Below are 22,278 nucleotides of genomic sequence, written 5' to 3'. Positions count from 1 at the left end.
GTAGCTTAATTCAGTTGGCCTTTATAGAGTTGGTAGTAGTGGCCTTTTTGTTTAATTAGTTGTTCATGGTCGCCTTTTTCTATGATTTCTCCATGTTCGAGCATAATGATTGTATTTGCTTCTTGGATGGTATTTAACCGGTGAGCAATGACAAAACTGGTTCTACCAGCCATCAGTCGTTCTAATGCATCCTGGATTTTCAATTCGGTAATCGTATCAATATTACTTGTTGCTTCATCCAGAATGAGAATGGATGGCTCTGCTAGTAGCGCTCTGGCAATGGTAAGCAATTGTTTCTGCCCCTGACTGATACCACTGCCATCCTGATCAAGGATTGTGTCATAACCATTAGGCAGCTTCACAATGAAGTCATGTGCATTGGCATCCTTTGCGGCATTTTCAACTTCTTTATCCGTCGCTTCCAATCGACCATACCGGATATTATCCCGAATCGTACCGTGAAAAAGGAAGGAATCCTGTAATACAAAGGCCATTTGCTCACGGAGACTGCTTCGCTTTATATTTTTTATATCAACTCCATCTAAGGTGATTTTTCCCTCATCGTAATTATAAAAGCGGGAGATCAAGTTGATGATCGTTGTTTTCCCTGCTCCCGTATGACCAACGAAGGCAACCGTCTCACCGGTTTGCGCTTCAAAACTGATATTATTTAGTATTTTCGTTTCCTCGTAACCGAATGAAACATGTTCAAATTTAATATTCCCATTTGTACTGGAAATCTCAATTGCTTTTGTTTCGTCCATTTCTTCCTGTGTTTCATCCATGACATTAAATACGCGCTCCGCACCAGCAATTGCTGACAAGAGGACATTAAACTGATTGGATAATTCATTAAGCGGACGAGTGAACTGACGGGCATATTCGGTGAAAATAACGATCGTACCAACAGTGACCAGTTGCTGATCGTAGACAATGACGAGAATACCACCAATTAATGCAATCAATCCAAAGCTAAGGAAGTTTAACATATTCATGACCTTTGGAATTAAGCCGGAAATGGCGAGTGCCCAGAAACCGGTATTTTTCAATTCGTTATTTCGTTGTTCAAACTGTCCAATAACCATATCTTCCTGTGAATAGGTTTTAACTACATGCTGACCTGAAACGATTTCTTCCACATAACCGTTAACTTCCCCTAACTTCCTTTGCTGCAATTTATATAATGGACCCGTACGTTTTGTAATCCACTTCATCGCAAAGAACATAACCGGGACGACGGACATTGTTACTACAGTCAGTATAGGGCTTAAATAAAGCATGACAGCAATTGTGCCAACCAAGGTGAGAATACTGGAAAAAATCTGAATAACGGATTGGTTCAATGTATTATTTACATTATCGATATCATTGGTTAATCGGCTCATCAATTCACCATGCTGCCGCTTATCAAAATAGGAAATTGGCAAACGATGGAATTGCTTAAACAGATCCTTACGTAACGTGTATACCGTATTTTGGGCAATGCCAATCATCCAAAAGTTCTGCAAGAAAATCGATAAAGAATGAAATAAATAGACAACGATTAAACTGATTAATAGCATGCCAAGGCCAGCGGTTTGCTGCATTACGATAAAATCATCAATGGCCATACCTACTAAGAAAGGACCGAGAAGAGCTAAACCGGAGCTAGCCATTACCATTAGGATGACAAGCGTGAGCTTTGCTTTTTCCACTGCTAAATAATTCCAAATCCGTTTTAGTGTCGCACCCATATTTTTGGCTTTTTTCTTATTATCTGTTGTTATATTCTCAATTGGAATTCTTTCATATTGAAAAGGAGCTTTTAAGGAACTATTTGACATGTTCATACTCCTTTCCAAATTGGGATTCAACAATCGTTTTATAGAGTTGTGACGTTTTCAGTAATTCATCATGTGTACCAATATTGAGAATTTCACCTTCATTAAGAAGTAAAATTCGATTGGCACTACTTGCTGTGGAAACTTTTTGCGTAATAATTAAAATGGTACAGTTGTATTTTTCAAGCGCATCGAGTAATCGTGATTCTGTAGCTAAATCAAGTGCACTTGTACTATCGTCCAACATTAAAATTTTTGGTTTTCTGATTAATGCACGGGCGATGGATATACGCTGTTTCTGCCCACCAGATAAGTTAACACCCTTTTGACCAACTCTTGTTTCATACTGATTGGGAAGCTCCATAATGGTTTCGTGAATTTGGGCATCTTTTGCAGCCTGAATAATCTCTTCGGTCATCGCATCTTTTTTACCCCATGCAATATTATCTGTTATCGTACCGGAGAATAGGAGAGGGCTTTGTGGAACATAGCCAATACTTCCTCGAATCTGTTCAAATGAATAGGAAGTAATTGGTTGGTCGTCTACGAATATTTCCCCGTTATTGACATCATACAAACGTGGCATAAGCTGGAACATCGACGTTTTACCAGAACCTGTCGCACCGATAACTGCAAGCTTTTCTCCACCGTTAACAGTGAATGTAATATCCTTTAATGTCGGTTTGTCAGTTCCTGGATAATGGAAGGATACATTTTTGTATAAAACTTTACCATCTGTAACTGCCATTTCCTGATCTGCTTCCAGGTTATCCAATAGGTCTACTTCGAGTGACAGCACTTCATCAATACGATACGCCGATGCCTTTGTTCTGGAAAGGGCCATTATAATAAAGGAAAACATGGAAATTGCCATGGCTACACGAAGCGCATAATTCACCATCGTAACAACTTCACCAACATTTGCTTGACCGGCAATGGACTGGGTGTTTCCAAACCAGATAATGAAAATGATACTCATATTCATCACAAAGAGTAGTACAGGTGTAGAGGATTCGACAAAACGGAAAGTTTTACGAGTTGTGTCTGCCAAGCCGGCATTTGCTTCCGTAAAACGTGTCTCTTCATAATCCCGTCTTGTAAACGCTTTAATCAAGCGCATCCCTGCAAGATTCTCCTGCATGACTCTGTTCACATCATCAACTTTCCCCTGGACCTTGGTAAAAAGTTTACTCGCAATTTTAAGAACCCATAATAGAAATAAGATGAGCAGTGGAACCGTTACTAGAAAGACTACTGCCAATCTGGCGTTCACCACAAACGCCATGATGACACCACCAACTACTGTCAGTGGTGATTTTGCCATAATACGTAAAGCCATAAATACCGTATTTTGAATTTGTCTAATATCATTGGTAAATCTAGTTACGAGTCCTGAAGTTGGATACTGATTCAGGTTGGCAAAGGAAAATCCTTGAATCTTTTCAAATAACTTTTGACGAATATCGTAACCGAACGCGAAACTTACATGCGAAGAGAAAAATGAATTTAATACACCAGCAATTAAGGAAATAAATGCGAGGCCAATCATGATGCTTCCCCACATAACAATATTATTAATATCCTGGTTCATTACTCCCTGGTCGATCATCAACCCGAGAAACAAAGGAAGAAGTAATTCCACCGACAGTTCTACAAGCATCAGCAAAAAGGCTAAAACAGCCTGGAGTTTATAGGGTTTTAAAAAGGAAAAGACATTTCTCAAAAACGATCGACCCCCATTCTCAGATAAAGACAATTTTCTACTATTATAAGGGCATCCAGGGATTTTATCCAGTATTCTATTTCGTGTATCGAAGTGTATTTGGGCGTAGGTAGTGAGATTTTTCCCATTCAAAAAATAAACCTGAAACTCATCCTTTGAATAGGTGAGTTTCAGGTTTATTTAATAATCTGCACTTTCCGAATAGTTCTACCTTCTAGTTCCATTATTTTAAAAGTCAAATTCTCTCTCTCAATCGTTTCTTCCTTTTCAGGGAAATCATTAAATTCCTTTAATAAATATCCTGCGAGCACATCTTCTTCTTCGGGCAAATCTATATGGAAAATAGTATTTAAACGGTGCAATGTCATTTTACCGTCACATATAATTTCTGTTTCCGTTAGCTTTTCAACCATCTGATCAATCTCAATATCTATTTCATCTTCAATTTCCAGTCCAATCATTGCTTCAATGACATTTTCATGAGTTAATATACCTTCTGTTCCACCGTATTCATCCAACACGATAGCCATATGCTTTTTGTCAATCGTCATTTTCTTTAATACCCATTCCATGGAATGAAACTCATAAACAAGAAGTGGATCGGTATCACTGAAAGTTTTAAGTGATTTTTCGGGTTCAGTGGACCATTGTATTAAATACTTGGAATGAAATACAGCAATGATGTTATCGATATTCTCTCTGTGAACAGGATATCTTGTGAACGGATGATGCATGACAATATCCCTGACTTCTTCATATACAGCTGTACTTGGCAGAGAAACAATTTCTCTCCTTGGTGTTTGCAGAACATCTTTTACATTTAGATTCTGAAAGTCAAGTACGCCTTTAATACGAAAGGTTTCATCTTTTCGGAAAGTTCCTTCTGAGCCGGCGATGTCAATCATTGCATGAAAATCTTCTTTCGAAATGGATTCCGTGCGCGTTTGTCCCTTTGAAAGCGTCTTGGTAATCGTTCCAGTTAACCAATTCAAAACAATCGTTATCGGTTTCAAAATAAAGATAACAATTCGTATAATTGGATAAACAAGATAAGCAATCTTATTAGGAAAAGCTGCAGCAATCGATTTCGGAATTACTTCAGAAAAGATAATGATGATGACAGTCAAAACAGCGGTGGCCAGAGCTACATCGATCCCATGTTGAAAAGCTAGCGTGGTAACGAGGGTCGGTAATACAATGTTTGCTATATTATTTCCGATTAAAATAGATGTAATAAATTCACTCGGCTTCGATACCAATTCTAACAACTTTGCAGATTTTTTATCACCATTGTTAGCCTTAGTTTGTAACCTCATTTTATTTGTTGCAGTTAGTGCGGTTTCACTTCCTGAAAAGAAAAATGAAACAAATAATAATAGGATGATCGCGATGATCACAGATGTTTCCTCCTTGATTTAACTTCAATTAATTATACACATTTTCTTGTATCTTAGATAGAAGAATGATGATAGCAATTGAAGTACCATAACTGCGAGTTAAAATTTCTATAGCATCATATACAATCTGCTCATATTATTTATCCTTCATTATTCACAAAATATCCATTCACGTCCAAATTATTGCAGATTTTATATTGACAGTTTGAGTGAAGGAAGTTATAGTTTTAATTATCCATTATATTCGATTCCGTAGCTCAGCTGGGAGAGCGCATGCTTGACAGGCATGAGGTCGTTGGTTCGAGCCCAATCGGAATCATTATAGAACAGAGGCCTGTATCCCTTATATATTAAGGGGAACAGGCTTTTTTTATGTTTGGCGATATAAATAATGGCTAGGCGTATTTGCCTAGCCATTATTAGTTAGCTACATGATCTAAAATAGGAAATAAATTTTGAATTGTGGTTTGGTCACAAAATCTTTTGCACCAAATCAGCACTAATATAGATATAAAATTCGACAAAATTTTATTTCTTTACCCTATATTTTTGCTCATCCTTTTCTACAATGTCTTTTTTTACTAAAGTACTAACATGTTTCATGACTTGCCAATATACTTTTTCATCGGTTGTCAGTTCCTCCATGGAAACTGCTGTTGGGTATCTTTTTTCAAGTTGAACAAGTATGCTTACTTCAATAAGATTAAGTTTATGTTCTTGTGCGATTTCTAAGTAGTTCATTTATTTGTCTCCTTAATCTATGTACGTGATAACTCTAGTGATAATTGTAGCAAATAAAAAAGACGTTCGAAAATGTAAATATTACCATTTTATCGTTTTTGTATGTAACGATTTCCCTATACAATTCAATATATAGGAAGCAAGAGAACCGTCCCCGTGCTTCCTTTTTGGGTGTGATTTGTGGTATGATTAGTGTTATATTATACGTTTGCGGAAGAGGTTCATAGCTGATACCCTCTATAAAAAACTATGGATACGTGACTATAATGCCATGTCCATATTGGATGTGGCTTTTTATAATTCATCCGTTGTTTGTTTAGAGGAGGGGGAGATTAATCCCCGTAAAACGTGAGAAAACAATTTAGATTAGGGGGATTTTTATATGTCTGGCCGTATTGATAAAGAAGGATTGAAGGATTTAACTTTGCTTGGAAATCAGGAAGTAGATTACTCATTTGATTATGCACCCGAAGTTTTGGAGTCAGTTGATAATCTGCATTCAAATCGCGACTATTTTGTGAAATTCAATTGTCCGGAGTTCACCAGTCTTTGTCCGATAACAAAGCAGCCGGACTTTGCGACGATGTATATCTCCTATATACCAAATGAAAAAATTGTGGAGAGCAAATCATTGAAATTATATTTATTCAGCTTCCGTAATCATGGGGATTTTCATGAAGACTGTGTCAATATTATTATGAATGATTTAATTAAATTATTGGATCCAAGGTATATAGAGGTTTGGGGGAAATTTACTCCACGTGGAGGAATTTCAATTGACCCGTGGTGTAACTATGGGAAACCCGAAACTAAATACGAAGAAATGGCAAATCATCGTTTAATGAACCATGATATGTATCCGGAGAAAATTGATAATCGGTAAGAGAATTTAGACATATGCAGGGTCAGTTTCCACTATTTTAGCATACTAAAATAGCGGGAAACTGGCCCTTTTTGTCAGTTCACAGATGTATAGCTTTTATATTTTTTGATTATAACTAATATATAGCGTTGCAATACGTGAATTGAAAGTAGGTGGGAAGCAATAATGAATATTAAAAAGCCCAGGACGGGATTATTGTACACCCAGAGAACAATTCAACCAGTAGAAAATATAGTTAATATAGAGGATAGAATTGAAAGATTCCTCAAAATAAGCAACATCAAACGGTTAAAAACCTTTAGTGATATTGGTTATTCCAACTTAATGAGACCAGGATTGAATGAACTTTTGAAATACCTTGCCAACACAGAAGAAAACATTGATATTGTTGTAGTCTATTCTTTTGATCGATTAGAAAGAGAGAAGAGAAGAATTAATTTTGTTATGCCTAGATTGAAGAAATCTGTAGAAGACGTAATCTATATCAAAAATTTCCCTGATAGGTCGGAAATATATGAAGAAATACGAGAGGGAAGTGAAATAAGTTATTTTTTGTGATCTGACAATACTGCAACCAATAATGTTCCAAATGAAATCATGAGGACCAGCGATTCGAATACTGTCATTTGTCGTCCCCCCCTTTCCTTCAAAGTCGGAGACAAATTATTCCTATTTGAATTGAAAAGCTAGCCATAATGTTTTTGATATGTTTATGGAGATTTAATTATGTTTAATGATATGTGACGGTGTGCATGTCCTATTCCATTTAATTACAAAAACAAAGAAGATTAAGATACTAAACTTAATCTTCTTCTAAATAAATGCATTGATGTAATGGTGGACATCCAAGGACAAACCAAATTTTGATAAATAGTTCGAGGCGGGGTTGAGACACATTATTGAATATTTTACTAATATTTGGCGGCTGCATGTTCAACTGATCAGCAATATCTTTAATATAAATCTTCTTTTGTTTTGCTATTTCTTTAAATCGATTTTTTATGCAAGGTTGTCGTTGATTTTCACTAAATGGATTGATTAAATCAAAATGTTTAATTTGTTCCATTTTATCAATGATACTACCGACAATAAATTCCTCGATTTTATAATTGTCATTTCGATTTTTATCACGGTGGCGGTTGATTAAATTTTCCAGTTCCGTTATTTCTCTTATCTGTTCGTATGTCTCGTCTTTTAGCTTGATTGTTATTTCCTTCACGTATAAATCACCTCAGAATTGGAAATTGTATAACTGAAAGGATGATAAAAATGACAAATGATAAACATAATGATAAAGATGAAGTTATCGAAATTATCCATGATACCTTTGACAAAGGAAGAAATGGTTTTTTATAGTAAATTCTTTAGGACAAGCCTAAAAATTTGATCCAGCATATAGATGCATGATTCCAGGGGGGGAGAACATACTCCTCTTAGTTACATATTCGTTGCCTTGTCCAAAAATTCCATTTAGGTAAATTTTCTTACGGGACTCAAGCCTGTTTCCGCTTTTTGCGGTAAAAATAAGGCCTCCTGAACGAAGAAACCCAACAAGGATTAGATTGGTGGGTTTCTTCTGGTGCTTTTTATTCAATAGGATTATTTGTTTTTGTTATCAAACGAGGATACAAAGTCTTCCAGTACGTTTTGATATTCTCTTACTGAGTCTACATAAACCATTTCATGATCACCATGCCAGTCATGTCCAACTGGTCCAAATTCTACGGCAGATCCTCCATACTCGGTAAAAAATTGTCCATCGTTGGAACCGTGCTGGCCAAATATATTTACATTCTCGAGCTGAGTTTGGTTCTTTATCGAATTAGCGAGTGCCTCGACGTAAGGATTATCTTCCTTCGTCTTGACTGGGCGGTTGCAAATATGCGTTTTTACGGTTCCTTCTGTGATTTTTTCGATTTGCTTAAAGATCTCATCAGGTGATTGTTCTGGTAAATATCTAATATCAAGTGACATCTCGCATACCTCAGGCACCTTATTATATACGGTTCCACCCTTTATTTTAGCAAGGTTTACAGATGGTTTGTCGTACATTGGTGGGGCAGTCTCTTCTGCAAATGGAAGCTTGAGAATGTCTTCATAAAGATTATAGGCATTCGTAATTGCATTATTACCTTCCCATGGGCGACTTCCATGAGCCGGTTTTCCACGAACAACAAAATCAAGCTGCAGTACACCTTTCGACTGGATGGCAATACCCATATTTGTCGGTTCACCACAAATAATAAAATCTCCCAGATAACCTTTTTCAGTTAAATACTTTGTACCGTGGAGTCCACCTGTTTCCTCATCAGGTACGATTTGAAGCATGACTCTGGATGTTAGGTTGCTGTCTTTTAACTGTGCAACCGTCTCCATCGAAGCCGCCACTCCTGCTTTCATATCCACAGAACCACGACCGTACATTTTTCCGTCATTTATATAAGGTTGAAATTGTTCATCTTCACCTTCAATGACATCGATATGACCATTTAATACAATCGTGTTATCCCCTTGGCCAATTTCACACACTAACATATGGAAATCATTATTTTTAATTCTTTCCACGGAGAGTCCTTGGTTTTCCAACCATTTTCCGCAATAATCCACAGCCACGTTTGCTCCTGATTTATCAGAACTATCTATTTCTATTAGTTTTTCTAGTAATGGGATAGGATCACCCATTATATCCCTCCTACATGTCATTTTTTAATCAATAATTTTCTTTACCTTTTCCTTATCAATTTGAACAACAGTGTCATGGCGGGCTAGCTCAATACCAGAATCTTGACTCAACCAATCATCGTTTAGCTGATTGCCGGCAGTTAGCGCTATGATTGCGGCCGGAACATCTGCACCTGCCTTATGGGTGAATGCATAGCCTCCACCAAAACGAGGATTGATATCAATGACATAATAATTTGTGCCATCGTAATATACATCAGCATTCATATAACCTGCATGACCCAAGTTTTCCCCTGTTTTTTTAGCGATGCTTTGTAACTCAGGGGAGTTTACTGTAATACACCGATCAATATCTCCACCCCTCATATCCAATTGCTTTCGAATAAAGGAAGCGAGAAAGCGGCCGTCTAGATCGTTGAACATATCCACACTAAATTTTTCCCCTTCAATTACTTCCTGGATAATGACATTATCTTCGGGTCTTTTGTAAGTGGCATCATCCAATGGAGTTTCCTTTATTTGTTGAACGGAGTGCTGGTAAGCGAATTTTAAATCTTCCGGATTATGGACAATTTCAATCCCTATCGAGGCAGAACCGTTACGGGGCTTCACGATAAGTGGGAATGAAACCTCGTTATTTTCCAATGCCTTCAGAGCATCTTCTATATTTAGATAGGATAGAGGTGCCATCACTTCAAATGATTGCAGCAGTTCCCTATATTTTCCTTTGTCTCGTACTTGCTCGACAATAGCTTTATCTGGTGTAAAGACAGATACACCCATTTCTTCAAGCTCTTTTTTATGCGCAGATAGTTTAGGCACTTCCCAATCATTTAACGGGACAAGGCATTCCACTTCATGTTTCTTGCATATTTCAATTATTGCTTCGATGTACCGTGTATCTGTTTGATGAGGAATCACATAGTTTTCATCACCAACTTGAAGCGAAGGTGCGTTATGCTCCGGATCGGCTACAATAATCTTTCCATTAATTCCTGCGTTTCTTAACGCATCCTGAAAAAAGCCTACAAAGTCTATACGTCTAGCACTCGATGTTAGTAGAATATTCAAAGTTGATACACTCCCCATTTTTTAATCAGTTCAAGACATTATTCTTTATACCCGTCATCAAATATCTTAATCTTAATGACTAAACTTTAAACAGAATGAAATGGACGAATAAGCCTTGGTAACTCCATATAGAAAAGGTCATATGAATATTGCAAGTGTGGATAAAAAAGAAAACAAGCACAATGCTTCCATAACAGAAATTGTGCTTGTTTTTTTCCTTATAAGCAGGGCTAGAAAGAAACATCTACTGTGGTGCCACTTCCAACTTCCAAACCTGTATTTTTGTCTATTGGATTAGCTGTAATATTGATCGTCAAGTTCTTTAGTTCATCTGAAGTCTTATGATCCTCATTTAGCATATAGACTAATGTCGCGTTCCTTGGTGTCTGAGTGCCATAATTTCCATCCGTAATCCCACTAAACATACTGTGGGCAGTAAGTTGTTGTCCATTTAAATCAAGTGTTGTTGTAGCAAAGAAGAATTGAATTGGATCATCGCTTGTGTTCTGCAGTATTGCATCAATTTGGAGGAACCTCACGTGTTTACCTGAGATTCCTGCGATTGATTTCTCGGTTACTTCACCGCTGACAAGCTTGATATTTTCAACATGAATGTTCATAGGACCAATATTTACAGGACTAACAGCTGCTGATCTCTCAATTGTAAATTCACCAGTACTATTGTTTACAGTCTGTCCTGGACTTCCATCCACCGCAAATTGTCCTTTTGGGTATTGGTCAAAATCGGTTGGTGTTTCGTTTTTTTTCTCTTCTAACGAGGTTTCTGGTGCTGGATCAACCTCCGGGCTGTTATTTTCTTCTGGTTTATTTTCCCTTTCTATCTCTTCGACCGGATCTTTTTGGTCAGGGACTTCTTCTGTATTTTCGGGCTCTTCTTTTGGGTCATTTATAGGATTTTGCTCGCGTTCCTCAGACTTTCCCTCAGGGACAACCGATTCTTTATCTGATGACTTTGTCTCTTCTAAAGCTTCATCTTTTTCCGCTGATTCCAGGGTGATTTCTTCTTTAACTTTTCGATCGATTACCTGTTTCTCCGTTACCTCGGAACCTGAACCACTTTTATATTCTAGCTGACTCGTGCCACAAGCCGAAAGTGCTATCAGTGACATGAATGCAGTCGTAATTAACCATCTATTCAAAGTTGTACCTCCTTATTATTACCTCACTAAAAGAATATCAACAATAATTAGAAGATACAAGGGTACTATCATCCTTTTCAATCCAAAACGAGTGATGAAAATAAATTACATATTTTATCCGAAAAGCCGAGAGAATTTTCACTAGCGGGTCATAATAAAGGTACAGACAATAGAAAGGTGGGAATTTGTATGCACTTAGAATGGTTTGACAGAGTTTGTGGTGAGCTGCAGGATAGTCTTAATTCAATTTGTGAGAAATATGATGAAAATGGCAGGATGTCAATTGAGCGTGGGGCAAGACATCCGAGGATTGACTTTTTCGTGGAAACGGATGAGGTTGATAGAGATTATTTCTGCTCACTTTTCTTTGATCCACATAATGAAGAATTCTATATTCAATCTTATGAACCGGAACTTGGGCATGTTAGTAAAGTAGTACTGGCTGATATAGAGGATATCATTGATGCCGTGCATGAAAGTTTCCATAATTATATGGATGAAGATCTCACCGAAGATGAATGGATTGATGATAAAACTACTATTGGTAATTCAGACGAAATAGTCGTAGGTGAATTCGATGTGGAATGGGAAACTCCAGAGGTGACTGCTTATATCGAGGAAGATGAAGAAGTGGAAGTATCTTATCAGTTCGGAATTGTTCAAGAAACGGGTGATGGTGTCTTAAAAAGAACGAACCGTATTTGGACAGAGGACGAGGATTTAATAAAAGATGAACAACACTTTATTTTCAGCAGGGATGAAGCAAGTACCATAATAGCGATGATTGCCAGTCATATGGATGCTTTGAGTCCGATGGATTATCAGGAATAGATGATGAAAGGATGAGCTCGTATGCATTTGGAGTGGTTTGACAGAGTCTGTGGGGAGCTACAGGATAGTCTAAATTCAATTTGTGAAAAATATGATGAAAATGGCAGGATGATAATTGAGCGTGGGGCAAGACATCCGAGAATTGACTTTTTTACCGATAGTGGGGAAGAGGACAGGGATTATTTTTGTACGCTATTTTTTGATGCACCAAATGAAGAGTTTTATATTCAGTCTATTGACCCCTATTATGGTCATGTCAGTAAGGTAGTTCTTAAGGATATAGAGGACATTATTGATGTAGTTCATGAAAGTTTCCATCAATATATCGATGATGATAACCTTTCTGAAGAAGAAATTATGGATGATGAGACAAATTTTGATGATTCATATGAGTCACATGAATCAGATGAGATGGAAGATGAATTATTTTTAGAAGAAATAGATGTAGATTGGGAAACTCCAGAGGTAACTGCTTATTACAAAGAAGATGAAGCGGATATATCTTATCAGTTTGGGATTGCGCAGGATACTGGCGAGGGTGTTATAAAGCGAACCAACCGTATATCTACAGGTAATGAAGATATGGTAGAGGATGAAACAATTCTTACATTTAGTAAAGAAGAAGCAAGCACATTGATTGCCATGATTGCAAGTCATATGGGTTCACTAGATACGATGGATGAACATGTATAGTTGGGAAAGAGCTGCCTGAAGTTAAGGTGGCTTTTTCTAATTTGTAGCCAAAAGTGAATAAGGTACTAAGTAAGCAACACCCTTAGTACCTGTATCCTCCTCTTCATTGTTTATAAGATTAATAATAATTATGGCGCTTGCCAGATTAAGGTACCATTTTGCCCACCAAAACCAAATGAATTACTGAGTACGGTTCGAATGTTCTGGTTATGACGGCTGACATTTGGGACCACATCAATTGGTGCCTGCTTGTCTCGCACATTACAATGTAATGTGGCAGGTAAAATACCGGTTTCAATTGCTTTAATGCTAGCGACGCTTTCAATTGCCCCAGCGGCACCAAGAAGATGGCCGATGGCACCCTTAATCGAACTGACAGGAATTGTATCCAATCGCTCACCGAATATCGTACGGAGCGCTTTAGTCTCTGCAATGTCACCTGCCTTGGTTGATGTTGCATGTGCATTGATATAATCGATATCCGATGCTTCGAAATTAGCGGAGCGTAGGGCACGTTTAATTGCTAATGCAGCACCTGTTCCTTCAGGATGTGGAGCTGTATCATGATACGCATCATTGGAAGCACCATATCCAGCCAACACAGCATGTATATGTGCTCCCCGTTTTTTGGCTTTTTCTAATGGCTCCAGAACAAACAATGCGGAACCTTCTCCCATAAGCATACCATTCCGATTTTCATCGAAAGGACGGGACCAGGTCGTATCGTCTTCTGGTCCCGTTGTCGCAAGTGCTCCCATATCACGTAAACCGGATAAGAAGGCAGGGGACCATAAACTGTCTACACCACCTGCAAGAACAAAGTCTACATCGTCACGCCAAAACCAGAAGGTGGATTCTCCAATTGAATTTGCAGATGCTGCACAAGCTGTAACATGTGTGACGGAAGGACCTTGGAGTCCATATTGCATAGCAATCGTTGCGGCTGCAGAATTCGGGATACATTTCGAAATCATACGTGGTCCAACACGTTTTGATGCGCCCGTAGCTAATTTTCCGGATCCTTCTTCAAGAGACTGAATACCTCCAAAGGCAGAGCCAAGCGATGTTCCAATCCGCTCCGGGTCAATGCCTGGTGCGAGTGTTACTCCATCTTTTTGGAGAATACCTGCATTTGTGAGTGCTTCAGCCGCTGCGATAAGTGCAAGCTGTGTAAATCGATCTGTATTTTTAATAAGTTTCTTTGGTAAGAAATCGGTAGGCGTGAAATTGGGCACACGTGCTCCCACAGGTGACCATTGTCGAAGATGCTCATCTTCAACTGTCCCCACTGCTGAACGGTTGGCTATCAAATTATCCCAAAATGTCGAAAGTCCAACACCATATGGGGTGACAGTCCCCATTCCAGTGACTGCTATTTTCATTGGTTCATTCATAATAAAATCCCCTTTAAATTAACTTATTTTAAAAACTCTTCCGATTGAAGCAACGCATACACTTCAGGAGCTACCCTATCAATCCGCACCGGCTTCCATTCAAGATTGACCCACGTATGCAGCGTCGTTCCACTAGCAAGAAGTTCGCCATGTGGTGTGTCGATTTGGCCGGACGGAGGCAATTGAGTAGAGAAAGACGACGCATCGCCAATCCTTCTAGCCTCATAGTCAAACTGCAAACGCACTTTGGAAAATTGGCTTACTTTTGTAAAAATAGCAATTACATCATCATAGCGACCAGGTTTGAGATAATTAAGATTCAGGTCAACGACAGGCAACAAAAGTCCCATGCTTTCCATCTTGCTGTAGGCAAACCCAGCATTACGCATCCATTCGGTACGCCCAACTTCAAATAAGCTTACATAATTGGCATGATGAACGACACCCATCTGGTCAGTATCTTTATATTGGACACGCATTATTTGTTGATGCCATGTATTATTCATTTTTTAACGCTCCTCCTGTGTTAACTACTTATTCCTTGTTGAAAGTCTTTCCTCTGCTATTTCCCTTAAACGAAATTTCTGTACCTTGCCAGTACTCGTCATCGGCCAGTCAGTTGGCTCCACAAACCAGACATGGCGCGGAGTTTTAAAACGAGCAATGCGGGTAGAACACCAATTAACAATATCTTTCCGTGAGCAGGACTCCCCTGTTCTTAACTCTATAAATGCAGCACCAGCTTCAGTTGTAACGGTATCTGGGACCCCGACAATAGAGACTTGGTTAACTGCAGGATGTTTTGAGATAACTTCTTCGACTTCGTTAGGCGAGACTAATTCTCCCGAAACCTTATATAAATCTTTACTTCTGCCAAGAAGTTCGATGTAACCATTTTCATCAATTCTTCCAACGTCACCTGTACGTAACCATCCGTCTTTATCAATCACTTCAGCAGTTTCTTCTCGTTTCTTATAATATCCATGTGTTACCGTTGTTCCTCTGACTGCAAGTTCACCAACTGAGCCATATGGTAATGCCTCACCTGTGTCCCGGTTAATTGTTTTGTATTGTACGGTACTGCCATTAAACTCTGGCACTGCACTTACACCACCGAGTTTGGGACGTCCAACCCTTGATGAAACAAGTTCAATTGGATCACCGATCTCAGTTGTAACTCCGGAAGAGGCCACTTCTGTTTGACCATAACCGGTAATAACTTCTGTCAAGCCAAGCAAATCTACTGCTTTTTTCCATATAGGAACAGGAGTGGGTGCTGCACCACACCACATTGCAAACAGGTTTGACAAGTCAAACTCGGATACACGTGGATGGTTCAGTAATGGAACGAGCATTGACGAGACACAAAGAAAATCATTCGCCTTGAATTTCTCCATCATTTCCAAGGAAGCAAGTGGGGAGAAATTCGGAGGCGATACGAGTGACCCACCGACAAAGGACATCGCCAAAATGCCCTCAATAAGATTGAAGCAATGATGATAGGGCAAAGGCGCATATGTTACACGTCCATCCTCAATTGCTCTACTTATACAGGTGCTGTAAGCTGAACGCAACAGCATTTCACTTGTGAGCATAACGCCTTTCGATTTTCCGGTAGACCCGGATGTGTAGATAATCGCTGCAACCTCATCCGGATAATAAGTTTCACTCCGTCTTTTCTCGAGCTCCTCGTCCGGAACAGATTCTGCCCCTTTACAAAATCCATCCCACGTTTGAAAGCGCTCATCCAGTGGTTCTTTTTCATCCGGAATGCAGATCACCTGTTGTAATTGGCTCTCTTCACGAAAGTCAGGATCATCCAGTAATTTTGCTATGGACTCACCGTGTTTATTTCCCTTAATGGATTGTTGCGTAATCAAAAAGCGAGAGTCAGATTGACTAATTATGTAGGCCAGTTCATCTTTACTAAGCATTGTATTAATGGGAATGAAAACAGCACCAATAAGGGAAGAAGCAATCATGAGGGATGGGTATACTGGTTGATTCTCCATTAATATGGCGATGTGATCTCGTCTTTTCACTCCAAGATTTAAAAATGCTTGCGCATATTGATAAGCATTTTTCCAAATCTCTCCATATGTAGCTGTTTCATCTGGCATGTGTATGAAAGGTCTTTCGTTATATTTTTCACAAGCCCTTGAGAAATGAGTAGCGAATGTGTCCCTTGGCCAGACTGGAAACTGCTCTTCAAGTGCATCCCGTCTTTCATTAACACTTTGAAGTCTTGCGCTATTTGAATTTATTTTCGTACTTATTGGCATGTAATAGGACCTCCTCTTGATTAAGTGGAATAAATTGAACATTTAAAGTTCATTATATAGCTTTAATGGTGTACCTACAAAAAATTCTACTTGCACACCATATTTTGGTATGTTTTAGTTAGTGTTAAATCGTTAACGATGGAATGATATAATAAAGGTTAATAGTTAGATAGAGAATTGGAACGATTAGGCTGGGAGGAGTAGTAATGGCAAAGGTAACTCAACTGGATATTCCGGAACTAAAAAGCAAGTTAAAGGACTACGATCAAAAAGAGCTTATTCGTCTTATCGCAGAATTATATGAACAATACGATGATGTACAGCATCATCTGTCTGATAAATTAAGTAGGAATGAGACGATTTCGGAATTGTATGAGGAAACAAAGGAAGAGATAGAAGGTGAGTTCCATACGGATAATGGGTTTGGAAAGTTGCGCTCTGCAAAAGTGAAAAAGGCAATTAATAACTTTAAAAAGGCCGCCAAAGATCATAAAAAAACGCTTGACTTAATGTTGTATTATGTTGAAATTGGAACAACATTCACAAATACATATGGGGATATCGATGGAAAATTTTATGGGGATATGGAGTCCATGTACGAAAAAGTAGTAACAGCGTGTGAAAAGGATGAAGATCTATTTAATGACCTCCAGGAACGATTATATGCTGTTGTCATTAATTCAGAAAATATTGGATGGGGATATCATGATTCGATAAAGGAACTCTATTATTCTATTAGGGTGGGAAGATGATAGGGGAAGAGGGTGGTGACACATTATGGGATTTCAGGAATTTATCTTTAGAAATTCCAGACAGTCAGTTGCTATCGCATTATAACTGTAATAAAATTGATATTCGATAACTAATACAGCAAAATAAAAAGGAGTGCAAAAAAATGCACAAATTACCTGATTGCCCGAAATGCCAATCTGAATATACATACGAAGATGGGGCACTATATATCTGTCCCGAATGTGGACATGAGTGGACGGCTGAAGCTGAAGTTGAAAATGAGGAAAGCAAGTCTATAAGAGATGCCAACGGAAATATGCTTGCAGATGGCGACACCATTACGATTATCAAGGATCTGAAAGTAAAGGGCAGTTCGAATCCTCTTAAAATGGGAACGAAAGTAAAAAATATCCGAATTATTGATGAAGTAGACGGAGGGCATGACCTGGAAGGTAAGGTGGACGGTTTTGGAGTGCTTTATATCAAATCAAAATTTGTGAAGAAGCTGTAGTTTGGATTATCTAGGAGGATTTAAACATGGATATGAATAATAATGATATTTTAATTAGATTAAGATATGCTTTAGATATAAAAAATACGGATATGGTAAAGATATTTAAACTTGGTGGCATCGAAGTAACAAAAGAAGATGTACTAAAGATTCTTACAAAATCAAAGGACAGTTACGATGAAGAAGATGGCAATGAGGTGGTTATTGATGAAGAGCACATCCCATGCGATAATTTCATGTTGGAGTCATTTTTAAACGGTCTAATTATATTTAAACGAGGAAAACAAGATCCAAAACCCGGGCAATCTGAAAATCCTCCAATGACAATCAAAAATAATGCCAGTGTGAATAATGTATTGCTGAAAAAATTGAAAATAGCACTCACATTAACAAGTGAGGATATGCTTGATATATTGGAAAAAGCGGGAGTTGTTATTGCAAAAGGGGAACTAAGCGCCATACTTAGAAAAGAAGGCCATAATAATTATAGAAAATGTGGAGACAGATACGCCAGAAATTTCCTAAAAGGACTAGCAATAAAATATAGGGACTAGGGACAGCGGGGACAGGAACCCTGTCCCCGGCCGGGACGCAGGGTCAGGAAACTTGTCCCAATGTCTATTCATTGATGGGTTAGGGAATTTTTTCCTAACTTTTTTAAATTCCCTTAAATAAACTTTTTCATTCCTTTTAAACTGCGGATTTTCAATAGTAACCTGAAATAATTCAAAAGAAATTTTATTTTTAGTGTCAAAAGGATACAGAAATAGCTTTTTAGTGCGAACGAGTGTTCTTGACTTTGTGTTCTTAATAGCTTATCTTGTTGTTATATAAAGTTATTTGAAGTCTTGAAGGTGATAATATATGCCAAGAAAACCAAGAAGGAAAAGTCGTAATGGAATCTATCATGTTATGTTACGAGGAATAAATAGGCAAACTATATTTGAAGATGATAATGACAGGATTAGATTACTAGAAACGATAAAAAGATTTAAAGATATAAGTAAATTTAGGATTTTTTGTTACTGCTTAATGGATAATCATATCCACTTATTGTTGAAGGAGACCGAGGAACCAGTTTCGAAAGCAATTCAAAGGATTAGCGCAAGTTATGTGTATTGGTACAATGATAAATACGAACGTTCTGGACATTTATTTCAGGAAAGATTCAAAAGTGAAAATGTAGAAACGATCACTTATTTCTTAACTGTTCTCCGATACATACACCAAAACCCCGTAAAGCCAGAATAGCGACTAACGTGTTTGAATGTAAATGGACAAGTATAAATGAGTACCTTGGCCATACAGACATCGTTGATATTGATTTCCCGCTCACATTGTTTTCCACTGAAAGAAGTAAAGCCATCCAATTGTTTACCCAATATATGCAAGAATCCAATGATGATCTTTGTTTAGATGATCACGATAAAGTGAGAATACCTGATAGCGAAGTAAGAAGTCATTTGACTAGATTAGGAATACCTAATAGCAGCGCATTGCAACAGCTTTAAAAGGAAAAAAGAGATGCAATAATTCTGAAGGTAAAAGGGATGAATGGCGTAACAGTTCGCCAATTAGCAAGAATCACAGGTATATCTAAAAGCGTTATTGACCGCGTGCACTAAATCCAAAGTTGATGGAAGGAGGATCTGTCCTCTGTTCTGCTAAAATAAAAAAAGGAGATGGGTTTATGCCAAACCATAGACAGTATAATTTCGACAGTGAACAGAAAGAAGGAAACAACCGTCAGAAGCAAATCGAAGTGAAAACTTGGGTACATACGTTTTCACATCCTGATGAACATAAGGAATTTATGGAAGAATTTAAAATTGCTTCTCAATTTGAGATGCGTTACCGTGGTCTACTTGAATTTTATGGAGCTGATTTAATTGCGTATAAACGGAATAATATGGCAAGTCAACACGTAAATGAGTTTCTCCATATTCTCTCAAAATTTTTTACTGATCATCTTGAAAATAATTGTCCCTCTTCATGGAAAGAATGTCAGTCTACATTTTGGGAAGAATTTATTTCCACTTGTTACCCGCAATATATGAAACTATCCACCAAACATAACGAATCCGAAATTTTTCTCACGCAGCTCATGAAATTTGTAAAATGGCTTGATAAACGTATCGGAACAACATGCTATAAAGCCGTAAAGGAGTACGCGGAAAACATTGCTTCAGAACTTCGTAGTTGCGAACAGTTATTAAATGAACTGCATTTACATTCATTTCCTCGATTACATGCAGGAGATTGGAACCCAATGGAAGACATATCCAGAATTGAAAATGAATTACAGGATTGTGATGACACTATAAACAGCATTTTTGAAGTAGAAAGTATAGCTGGGAATCTAGTTACTCTCTGTGACATTGATTCAACAAAAACTTATCAAGTTACAGATTTCCCTGCAGAAAATGTCCGTCCAGGAATCTTACTTGAAGGTACAATTGGCAGGAAGAATTATGCCTTTTATTGGCTGTGGTATCATATCGAGGGGGTTTATCCTCAAATCGCTCAAAAATATATAAGCTTTGAAAATTAGGGAGAGCTAGAGGAACCTTCTGGTGCGAGGTTCCTCTGTAACTCAGTCCCTTACTCAGCTTCTCCAACCACTGTAAATCTTTCATTTAGATGTTTTGGATTTTCAATTTCATCCAAAACGGCGATTGCATAGTCAGCGTAGCTAATATAACTTTCGCCCTTTGAGTTAACAAGTAGATTATCTTTTCCTGACTGATAAGACCCGGTACGCTTTCCTTCCGCATCAAAGATGGCAGAAGGGCTAATGAATGTCCATCTTAGATTTGTTGTTGCCTGTAGTTCCTCCAGATTGCGTCCTTGTCCTTTGGCAGTTGGTTTAACTACATCTGGAAAATCGGGAGTATCGATAACCTTAACGTTTTTAGCTTCATCGACATAAAGGCCACCCGCACCTCCGACAACGATTACTCTTGTGTCTGTTCCTTTTGCAGCCTCGATTAAAGCATGCCCGGCATCCACATGTGCCTGCTCTTCCCCAAGAGGAGCACCAAAGGCATTTACGATTACTTCAAATTGTTCTACATCCTCTGTTGTAAGATCAAGGATATTTTTTTCAATGACTGCAACATTTTTATCGATAAGTTTTGAGGCATCTCTTACGATAGCTGTTACCTGATGTCCCCGATTAACCGCCTCTTTCAAAATAAGATTACCTGCTTTTCCACTTGCTCCAATAACTGCAATATCCATCATTATTTCCTCCAATAGCTATTTTTTTACTTTTGAAAATCCCTAATATCCACAAATGTTAAATAGCTAAAACAATACGATTCCCAGAAGGGTCGTGAGTAATAAAAGTATCATTTTCTTCTGCAACAGATGCACCAATACTTATTAAGTGGCCCACCACTTGATTCCTTGCTTCCACATTCGGCAAAATAAGTGTAAATGATTCCAGGCCAGGACTATTAGCAGGAGGGGTTGGTGCACCTACGCCATTCCATGTATTTAATCCAATATGATGGTGATAGTTACCAGTAGAGATAAATAGTGCTTGTCCTCCATAGCGGTTTACAACATCAAATCCAAGGCCCTCTCGATAAAACTGTTCTGTCTTTTCCAATTCGGATACATGTAAATGGATATGACCCATGACCGTCTCAGCTGGTAGACCACTCCAGGATTGCCCTGGAATCAAGCTCGTAGAAAGATCTTCAAAATCTAATTGATCCACTGTCATGGCTACTTCTCCATTGTTCCAGCTCCAGGAAGAAGGCTCACGATCTATATAAATTTCGATGCCATTTCCATCTGGGTCTTTTAAATAAAGTGCTTCACTGACAAGATGATCGGATGACCCGAATCGAATACCTTTTTCATTCAAGTGATTGACAATATTCGCTAGATCTGACCGCTGAGGTAAGAGAATGGCGAAATGATAGAGGCCTGTCGACTTTCCTTGCTTTGATATACCGTTTTCCGGTTGTTCCAATGACAAGATGCTTGTTTTTCCATCTGTCGTTAATTTTGCTGATGTTTGATTTTGTTCTAAAATTTGAAAACCGATAATCTCTTGATAATATTCAAGAGACTTCTCTATGTTTTCAACTTTAATTCGTACATGGCCCACAAAAGTATGTGCTTTGCTGTGAAAATTCATTATTTAGTCTCCTTAACCTCTTGAGTTATATTATGCCGCTTGTAGTAGCTATTATTTGTTACTTTATGTAAGTAAGTATATTTGTGTAATAGTATTTCGTCAAGTAGCTTGTTTAAAGGTTAAAAGTGAGACGAGGGGACTAGGCCTTGTATCATAAGGATTGTCTTACATTTCAATCGACACATTAGAAACTAGATTAGTAGGGATA

The 22,278-nt window shown here is 38.1% G+C and carries 24 protein-coding genes, 1 tRNA gene and 1 riboswitch; of the genes, 11 read left to right on the top strand and 14 right to left on the bottom strand.

The annotated features are described in order from the left end of the window. Positions 1 to 5: 5 nt before the first annotated feature. From ACFOUV_RS11610 to ACFOUV_RS11600, 3 genes are all read right to left on the bottom strand, one after another. Positions 6 to 1,823, bottom strand: coding sequence for an ABC transporter ATP-binding protein (locus ACFOUV_RS11610; protein WP_379496934.1), 1,818 nt, complete (start codon positions 1,821 to 1,823; stop codon positions 6 to 8). Beyond that, entirely contained in the window at positions 1,813 to 3,543 is a 1,731-nt protein-coding gene (locus tag ACFOUV_RS11605) for an ABC transporter ATP-binding protein (protein WP_379496933.1), read from the bottom strand. Before ACFOUV_RS11605 ends, ACFOUV_RS11610 begins: the two co-directional genes overlap by 11 nt. A 176-nt stretch (positions 3,544 to 3,719) precedes the next feature. Further along, positions 3,720 to 4,940, bottom strand: coding sequence for a hemolysin family protein (locus tag ACFOUV_RS11600; RefSeq protein WP_379496932.1), 1,221 nt, complete (start codon positions 4,938 to 4,940; stop codon positions 3,720 to 3,722). Between the two features lie 246 nt (positions 4,941 to 5,186). Here ACFOUV_RS11600 and ACFOUV_RS11595 point away from each other — a divergent pair. Further along, a tRNA-Val gene (locus tag ACFOUV_RS11595) sits at positions 5,187 to 5,259 on the top strand. A gap of 209 nt (positions 5,260 to 5,468) precedes the next feature. Here ACFOUV_RS11595 and ACFOUV_RS11590 read toward each other — a convergent pair. Then, positions 5,469 to 5,681 carry a hypothetical protein gene (locus ACFOUV_RS11590; protein ID WP_379496931.1) on the bottom strand — a complete coding sequence of 71 codons (213 nt, stop codon included), beginning with the start codon at positions 5,679 to 5,681 and terminating at the stop codon, positions 5,469 to 5,471. 210 nt (positions 5,682 to 5,891) lie between these two features. Beyond that, positions 5,892 to 5,938: riboswitch (PreQ1 riboswitch) on the top strand. Positions 5,939 to 6,063: 125 nt separating this feature from the next. Here ACFOUV_RS11590 and queF point away from each other — a divergent pair. Together queF and ACFOUV_RS11580 are read left to right on the top strand one after the other, a co-directional pair. Continuing rightward, the gene (queF, locus tag ACFOUV_RS11585) at positions 6,064 to 6,564 is read left to right on the top strand and encodes a preQ(1) synthase (protein WP_379496930.1); all 501 of its coding nucleotides are present in this window, start codon (positions 6,064 to 6,066) and stop codon (positions 6,562 to 6,564) included. A 165-nt stretch (positions 6,565 to 6,729) separates the two neighbouring features. Further along, entirely contained in the window at positions 6,730 to 7,122 is a 393-nt protein-coding gene (locus ACFOUV_RS11580) for a recombinase family protein (RefSeq protein WP_379496929.1), read from the top strand. Here ACFOUV_RS11580 and ACFOUV_RS11575 read toward each other — a convergent pair. The 5 genes from ACFOUV_RS11575 to ACFOUV_RS11555 form a co-directional block, all read right to left on the bottom strand. Then, positions 7,110 to 7,190: a putative holin-like toxin gene (locus ACFOUV_RS11575; protein WP_379497256.1), complete on the bottom strand. Its 81-nt coding sequence runs from the start codon at positions 7,188 to 7,190 to the stop codon at positions 7,110 to 7,112. The genes ACFOUV_RS11580 and ACFOUV_RS11575 overlap by 13 nt on opposite strands. A gap of 176 nt (positions 7,191 to 7,366) precedes the next feature. Continuing rightward, positions 7,367 to 7,783: a helix-turn-helix domain-containing protein gene (locus tag ACFOUV_RS11570; RefSeq protein ID WP_379496928.1), complete on the bottom strand. Its 417-nt coding sequence runs from the start codon at positions 7,781 to 7,783 to the stop codon at positions 7,367 to 7,369. Positions 7,784 to 8,163: 380 nt separating this feature from the next. Further along, positions 8,164 to 9,246, bottom strand: coding sequence for a M20 family metallopeptidase (locus tag ACFOUV_RS11565; RefSeq protein WP_379496927.1), 1,083 nt, complete (start codon positions 9,244 to 9,246; stop codon positions 8,164 to 8,166). A 24-nt stretch (positions 9,247 to 9,270) separates the two neighbouring features. Then, the gene (locus ACFOUV_RS11560) at positions 9,271 to 10,317 is read right to left on the bottom strand and encodes an ATP-grasp domain-containing protein (protein ID WP_379496926.1); all 1,047 of its coding nucleotides are present in this window, start codon (positions 10,315 to 10,317) and stop codon (positions 9,271 to 9,273) included. A 230-nt stretch (positions 10,318 to 10,547) separates the two neighbouring features. Continuing rightward, a complete protein-coding gene (locus ACFOUV_RS11555; protein WP_379496925.1) occupies positions 10,548 to 11,477 on the bottom strand; it encodes a hypothetical protein in 930 nt (309 codons plus the stop codon). Positions 11,478 to 11,666: 189 nt separating this feature from the next. On the opposite strand from ACFOUV_RS11555, the gene ACFOUV_RS11550 reads away from it, so the two are divergent. Next, positions 11,667 to 12,308 (top strand): hypothetical protein, encoded by a 642-nt coding sequence (locus tag ACFOUV_RS11550; RefSeq protein ID WP_379496924.1) that lies wholly within the window; start codon positions 11,667 to 11,669, stop codon positions 12,306 to 12,308. 21 nt (positions 12,309 to 12,329) lie between these two features. Next, the gene (locus ACFOUV_RS11545; protein WP_379496923.1) at positions 12,330 to 13,001 is read left to right on the top strand and encodes a hypothetical protein; all 672 of its coding nucleotides are present in this window, start codon (positions 12,330 to 12,332) and stop codon (positions 12,999 to 13,001) included. Positions 13,002 to 13,129: 128 nt separating this feature from the next. Here the strand turns inward: ACFOUV_RS11545 and ACFOUV_RS11540 are convergent, their stop codons facing one another. From ACFOUV_RS11540 to ACFOUV_RS11530, 3 genes are read right to left on the bottom strand one after another with little or no spacing between them, the layout of a single operon-like run. Next, a complete protein-coding gene (locus tag ACFOUV_RS11540) occupies positions 13,130 to 14,395 on the bottom strand; it encodes a beta-ketoacyl-[acyl-carrier-protein] synthase family protein (RefSeq protein ID WP_379496922.1) in 1,266 nt (421 codons plus the stop codon). A 23-nt stretch (positions 14,396 to 14,418) separates the two neighbouring features. Then, on the bottom strand, positions 14,419 to 14,901 hold the full coding sequence (locus ACFOUV_RS11535; protein ID WP_379496921.1) for an acyl-CoA thioesterase: 483 nt from the start codon (positions 14,899 to 14,901) through the stop codon (positions 14,419 to 14,421). Between the two features lie 24 nt (positions 14,902 to 14,925). Further along, positions 14,926 to 16,677, bottom strand: coding sequence for a class I adenylate-forming enzyme family protein (locus ACFOUV_RS11530; RefSeq protein ID WP_379496920.1), 1,752 nt, complete (start codon positions 16,675 to 16,677; stop codon positions 14,926 to 14,928). Positions 16,678 to 16,883: 206 nt separating this feature from the next. Here ACFOUV_RS11530 and ACFOUV_RS11525 point away from each other — a divergent pair, with 206 nt between their 5' ends. From ACFOUV_RS11525 to ACFOUV_RS11500, 6 genes are all read left to right on the top strand, one after another. Next, on the top strand, positions 16,884 to 17,429 hold the full coding sequence (locus tag ACFOUV_RS11525; protein ID WP_379496919.1) for a DUF6155 family protein: 546 nt from the start codon (positions 16,884 to 16,886) through the stop codon (positions 17,427 to 17,429). A 143-nt stretch (positions 17,430 to 17,572) separates the two neighbouring features. Then, on the top strand, positions 17,573 to 17,920 hold the full coding sequence (locus tag ACFOUV_RS11520; RefSeq protein ID WP_379496918.1) for a zinc ribbon domain-containing protein YjdM: 348 nt from the start codon (positions 17,573 to 17,575) through the stop codon (positions 17,918 to 17,920). 26 nt (positions 17,921 to 17,946) lie between these two features. After that, positions 17,947 to 18,474, top strand: a complete 528-nt coding sequence (locus tag ACFOUV_RS11515; RefSeq protein ID WP_379496917.1) for a YehS family protein — start codon at positions 17,947 to 17,949, stop codon at positions 18,472 to 18,474. Between the two features lie 310 nt (positions 18,475 to 18,784). Further along, the gene (locus ACFOUV_RS11510; protein WP_379496916.1) at positions 18,785 to 19,171 is read left to right on the top strand and encodes a transposase; all 387 of its coding nucleotides are present in this window, start codon (positions 18,785 to 18,787) and stop codon (positions 19,169 to 19,171) included. 8 nt (positions 19,172 to 19,179) lie between these two features. Then, entirely contained in the window at positions 19,180 to 19,431 is a 252-nt protein-coding gene (locus ACFOUV_RS11505; RefSeq protein ID WP_379496915.1) for a hypothetical protein, read from the top strand. Positions 19,432 to 19,610: 179 nt separating this feature from the next. Beyond that, positions 19,611 to 20,471, top strand: a complete 861-nt coding sequence (locus ACFOUV_RS11500) for a hypothetical protein (protein WP_379496914.1) — start codon at positions 19,611 to 19,613, stop codon at positions 20,469 to 20,471. Positions 20,472 to 20,521: 50 nt separating this feature from the next. Here ACFOUV_RS11500 and ACFOUV_RS11495 read toward each other — a convergent pair whose 3' ends face one another. Together ACFOUV_RS11495 and ACFOUV_RS11490 are read right to left on the bottom strand one after the other, a co-directional pair. Then, a complete protein-coding gene (locus ACFOUV_RS11495; RefSeq protein ID WP_379497255.1) occupies positions 20,522 to 21,160 on the bottom strand; it encodes an NAD(P)-dependent oxidoreductase in 639 nt (212 codons plus the stop codon). A 58-nt stretch (positions 21,161 to 21,218) separates the two neighbouring features. Beyond that, positions 21,219 to 22,070 carry a VOC family protein gene (locus ACFOUV_RS11490; protein WP_379496913.1) on the bottom strand — a complete coding sequence of 284 codons (852 nt, stop codon included), beginning with the start codon at positions 22,068 to 22,070 and terminating at the stop codon, positions 21,219 to 21,221. Positions 22,071 to 22,278 lie beyond the last annotated feature (208 nt).

It is taken from the genome of Oceanobacillus longus (assembly GCF_042650085.1).
In the GTDB taxonomy this organism is placed as follows: Bacteria; Bacillota; Bacilli; order Bacillales; family Amphibacillaceae; genus Oceanobacillus; species Oceanobacillus longus.
Note: the sequence above shows the minus strand (reverse complement) of the source record. Positions and strands in the feature narration are given on the sequence as shown.

What these genes read in the sequence shown, in the direction of transcription:
- ACFOUV_RS11610 (WP_379496934.1), bottom strand. Translation starts at nt 1,823, where the DNA reads ATGTCAAATAGTTCCTTAAAAGCTCCTTTTCAATATGAAAGAATTCCA.
- ACFOUV_RS11590 (WP_379496931.1), bottom strand. Translation starts at nt 5,681, where the DNA reads ATGAACTACTTAGAAATCGCACAAGAACATAAACTTAATCTTATTGAA.
- queF (WP_379496930.1), top strand. Translation starts at nt 6,064, where the DNA reads ATGTCTGGCCGTATTGATAAAGAAGGATTGAAGGATTTAACTTTGCTT.
- ACFOUV_RS11580 (WP_379496929.1), top strand. Translation starts at nt 6,730, where the DNA reads ATGAATATTAAAAAGCCCAGGACGGGATTATTGTACACCCAGAGAACA.
- ACFOUV_RS11575 (WP_379497256.1), bottom strand. Translation starts at nt 7,190, where the DNA reads ATGACAGTATTCGAATCGCTGGTCCTCATGATTTCATTTGGAACATTA.
- ACFOUV_RS11565 (WP_379496927.1), bottom strand. Translation starts at nt 9,246, where the DNA reads ATGGGTGATCCTATCCCATTACTAGAAAAACTAATAGAAATAGATAGT.
- ACFOUV_RS11550 (WP_379496924.1), top strand. Translation starts at nt 11,667, where the DNA reads ATGCACTTAGAATGGTTTGACAGAGTTTGTGGTGAGCTGCAGGATAGT.
- ACFOUV_RS11545 (WP_379496923.1), top strand. Translation starts at nt 12,330, where the DNA reads ATGCATTTGGAGTGGTTTGACAGAGTCTGTGGGGAGCTACAGGATAGT.
- ACFOUV_RS11540 (WP_379496922.1), bottom strand. Translation starts at nt 14,395, where the DNA reads ATGAATGAACCAATGAAAATAGCAGTCACTGGAATGGGGACTGTCACC.
- ACFOUV_RS11535 (WP_379496921.1), bottom strand. Translation starts at nt 14,901, where the DNA reads ATGAATAATACATGGCATCAACAAATAATGCGTGTCCAATATAAAGAT.
- ACFOUV_RS11530 (WP_379496920.1), bottom strand. Translation starts at nt 16,677, where the DNA reads ATGCCAATAAGTACGAAAATAAATTCAAATAGCGCAAGACTTCAAAGT.
- ACFOUV_RS11525 (WP_379496919.1), top strand. Translation starts at nt 16,884, where the DNA reads ATGGCAAAGGTAACTCAACTGGATATTCCGGAACTAAAAAGCAAGTTA.
- ACFOUV_RS11520 (WP_379496918.1), top strand. Translation starts at nt 17,573, where the DNA reads ATGCACAAATTACCTGATTGCCCGAAATGCCAATCTGAATATACATAC.
- ACFOUV_RS11515 (WP_379496917.1), top strand. Translation starts at nt 17,947, where the DNA reads ATGGATATGAATAATAATGATATTTTAATTAGATTAAGATATGCTTTA.
- ACFOUV_RS11510 (WP_379496916.1), top strand. Translation starts at nt 18,785, where the DNA reads ATGCCAAGAAAACCAAGAAGGAAAAGTCGTAATGGAATCTATCATGTT.
- ACFOUV_RS11500 (WP_379496914.1), top strand. Translation starts at nt 19,611, where the DNA reads ATGCCAAACCATAGACAGTATAATTTCGACAGTGAACAGAAAGAAGGA.
- ACFOUV_RS11495 (WP_379497255.1), bottom strand. Translation starts at nt 21,160, where the DNA reads ATGGATATTGCAGTTATTGGAGCAAGTGGAAAAGCAGGTAATCTTATT.
- ACFOUV_RS11490 (WP_379496913.1), bottom strand. Translation starts at nt 22,070, where the DNA reads ATGAATTTTCACAGCAAAGCACATACTTTTGTGGGCCATGTACGAATT.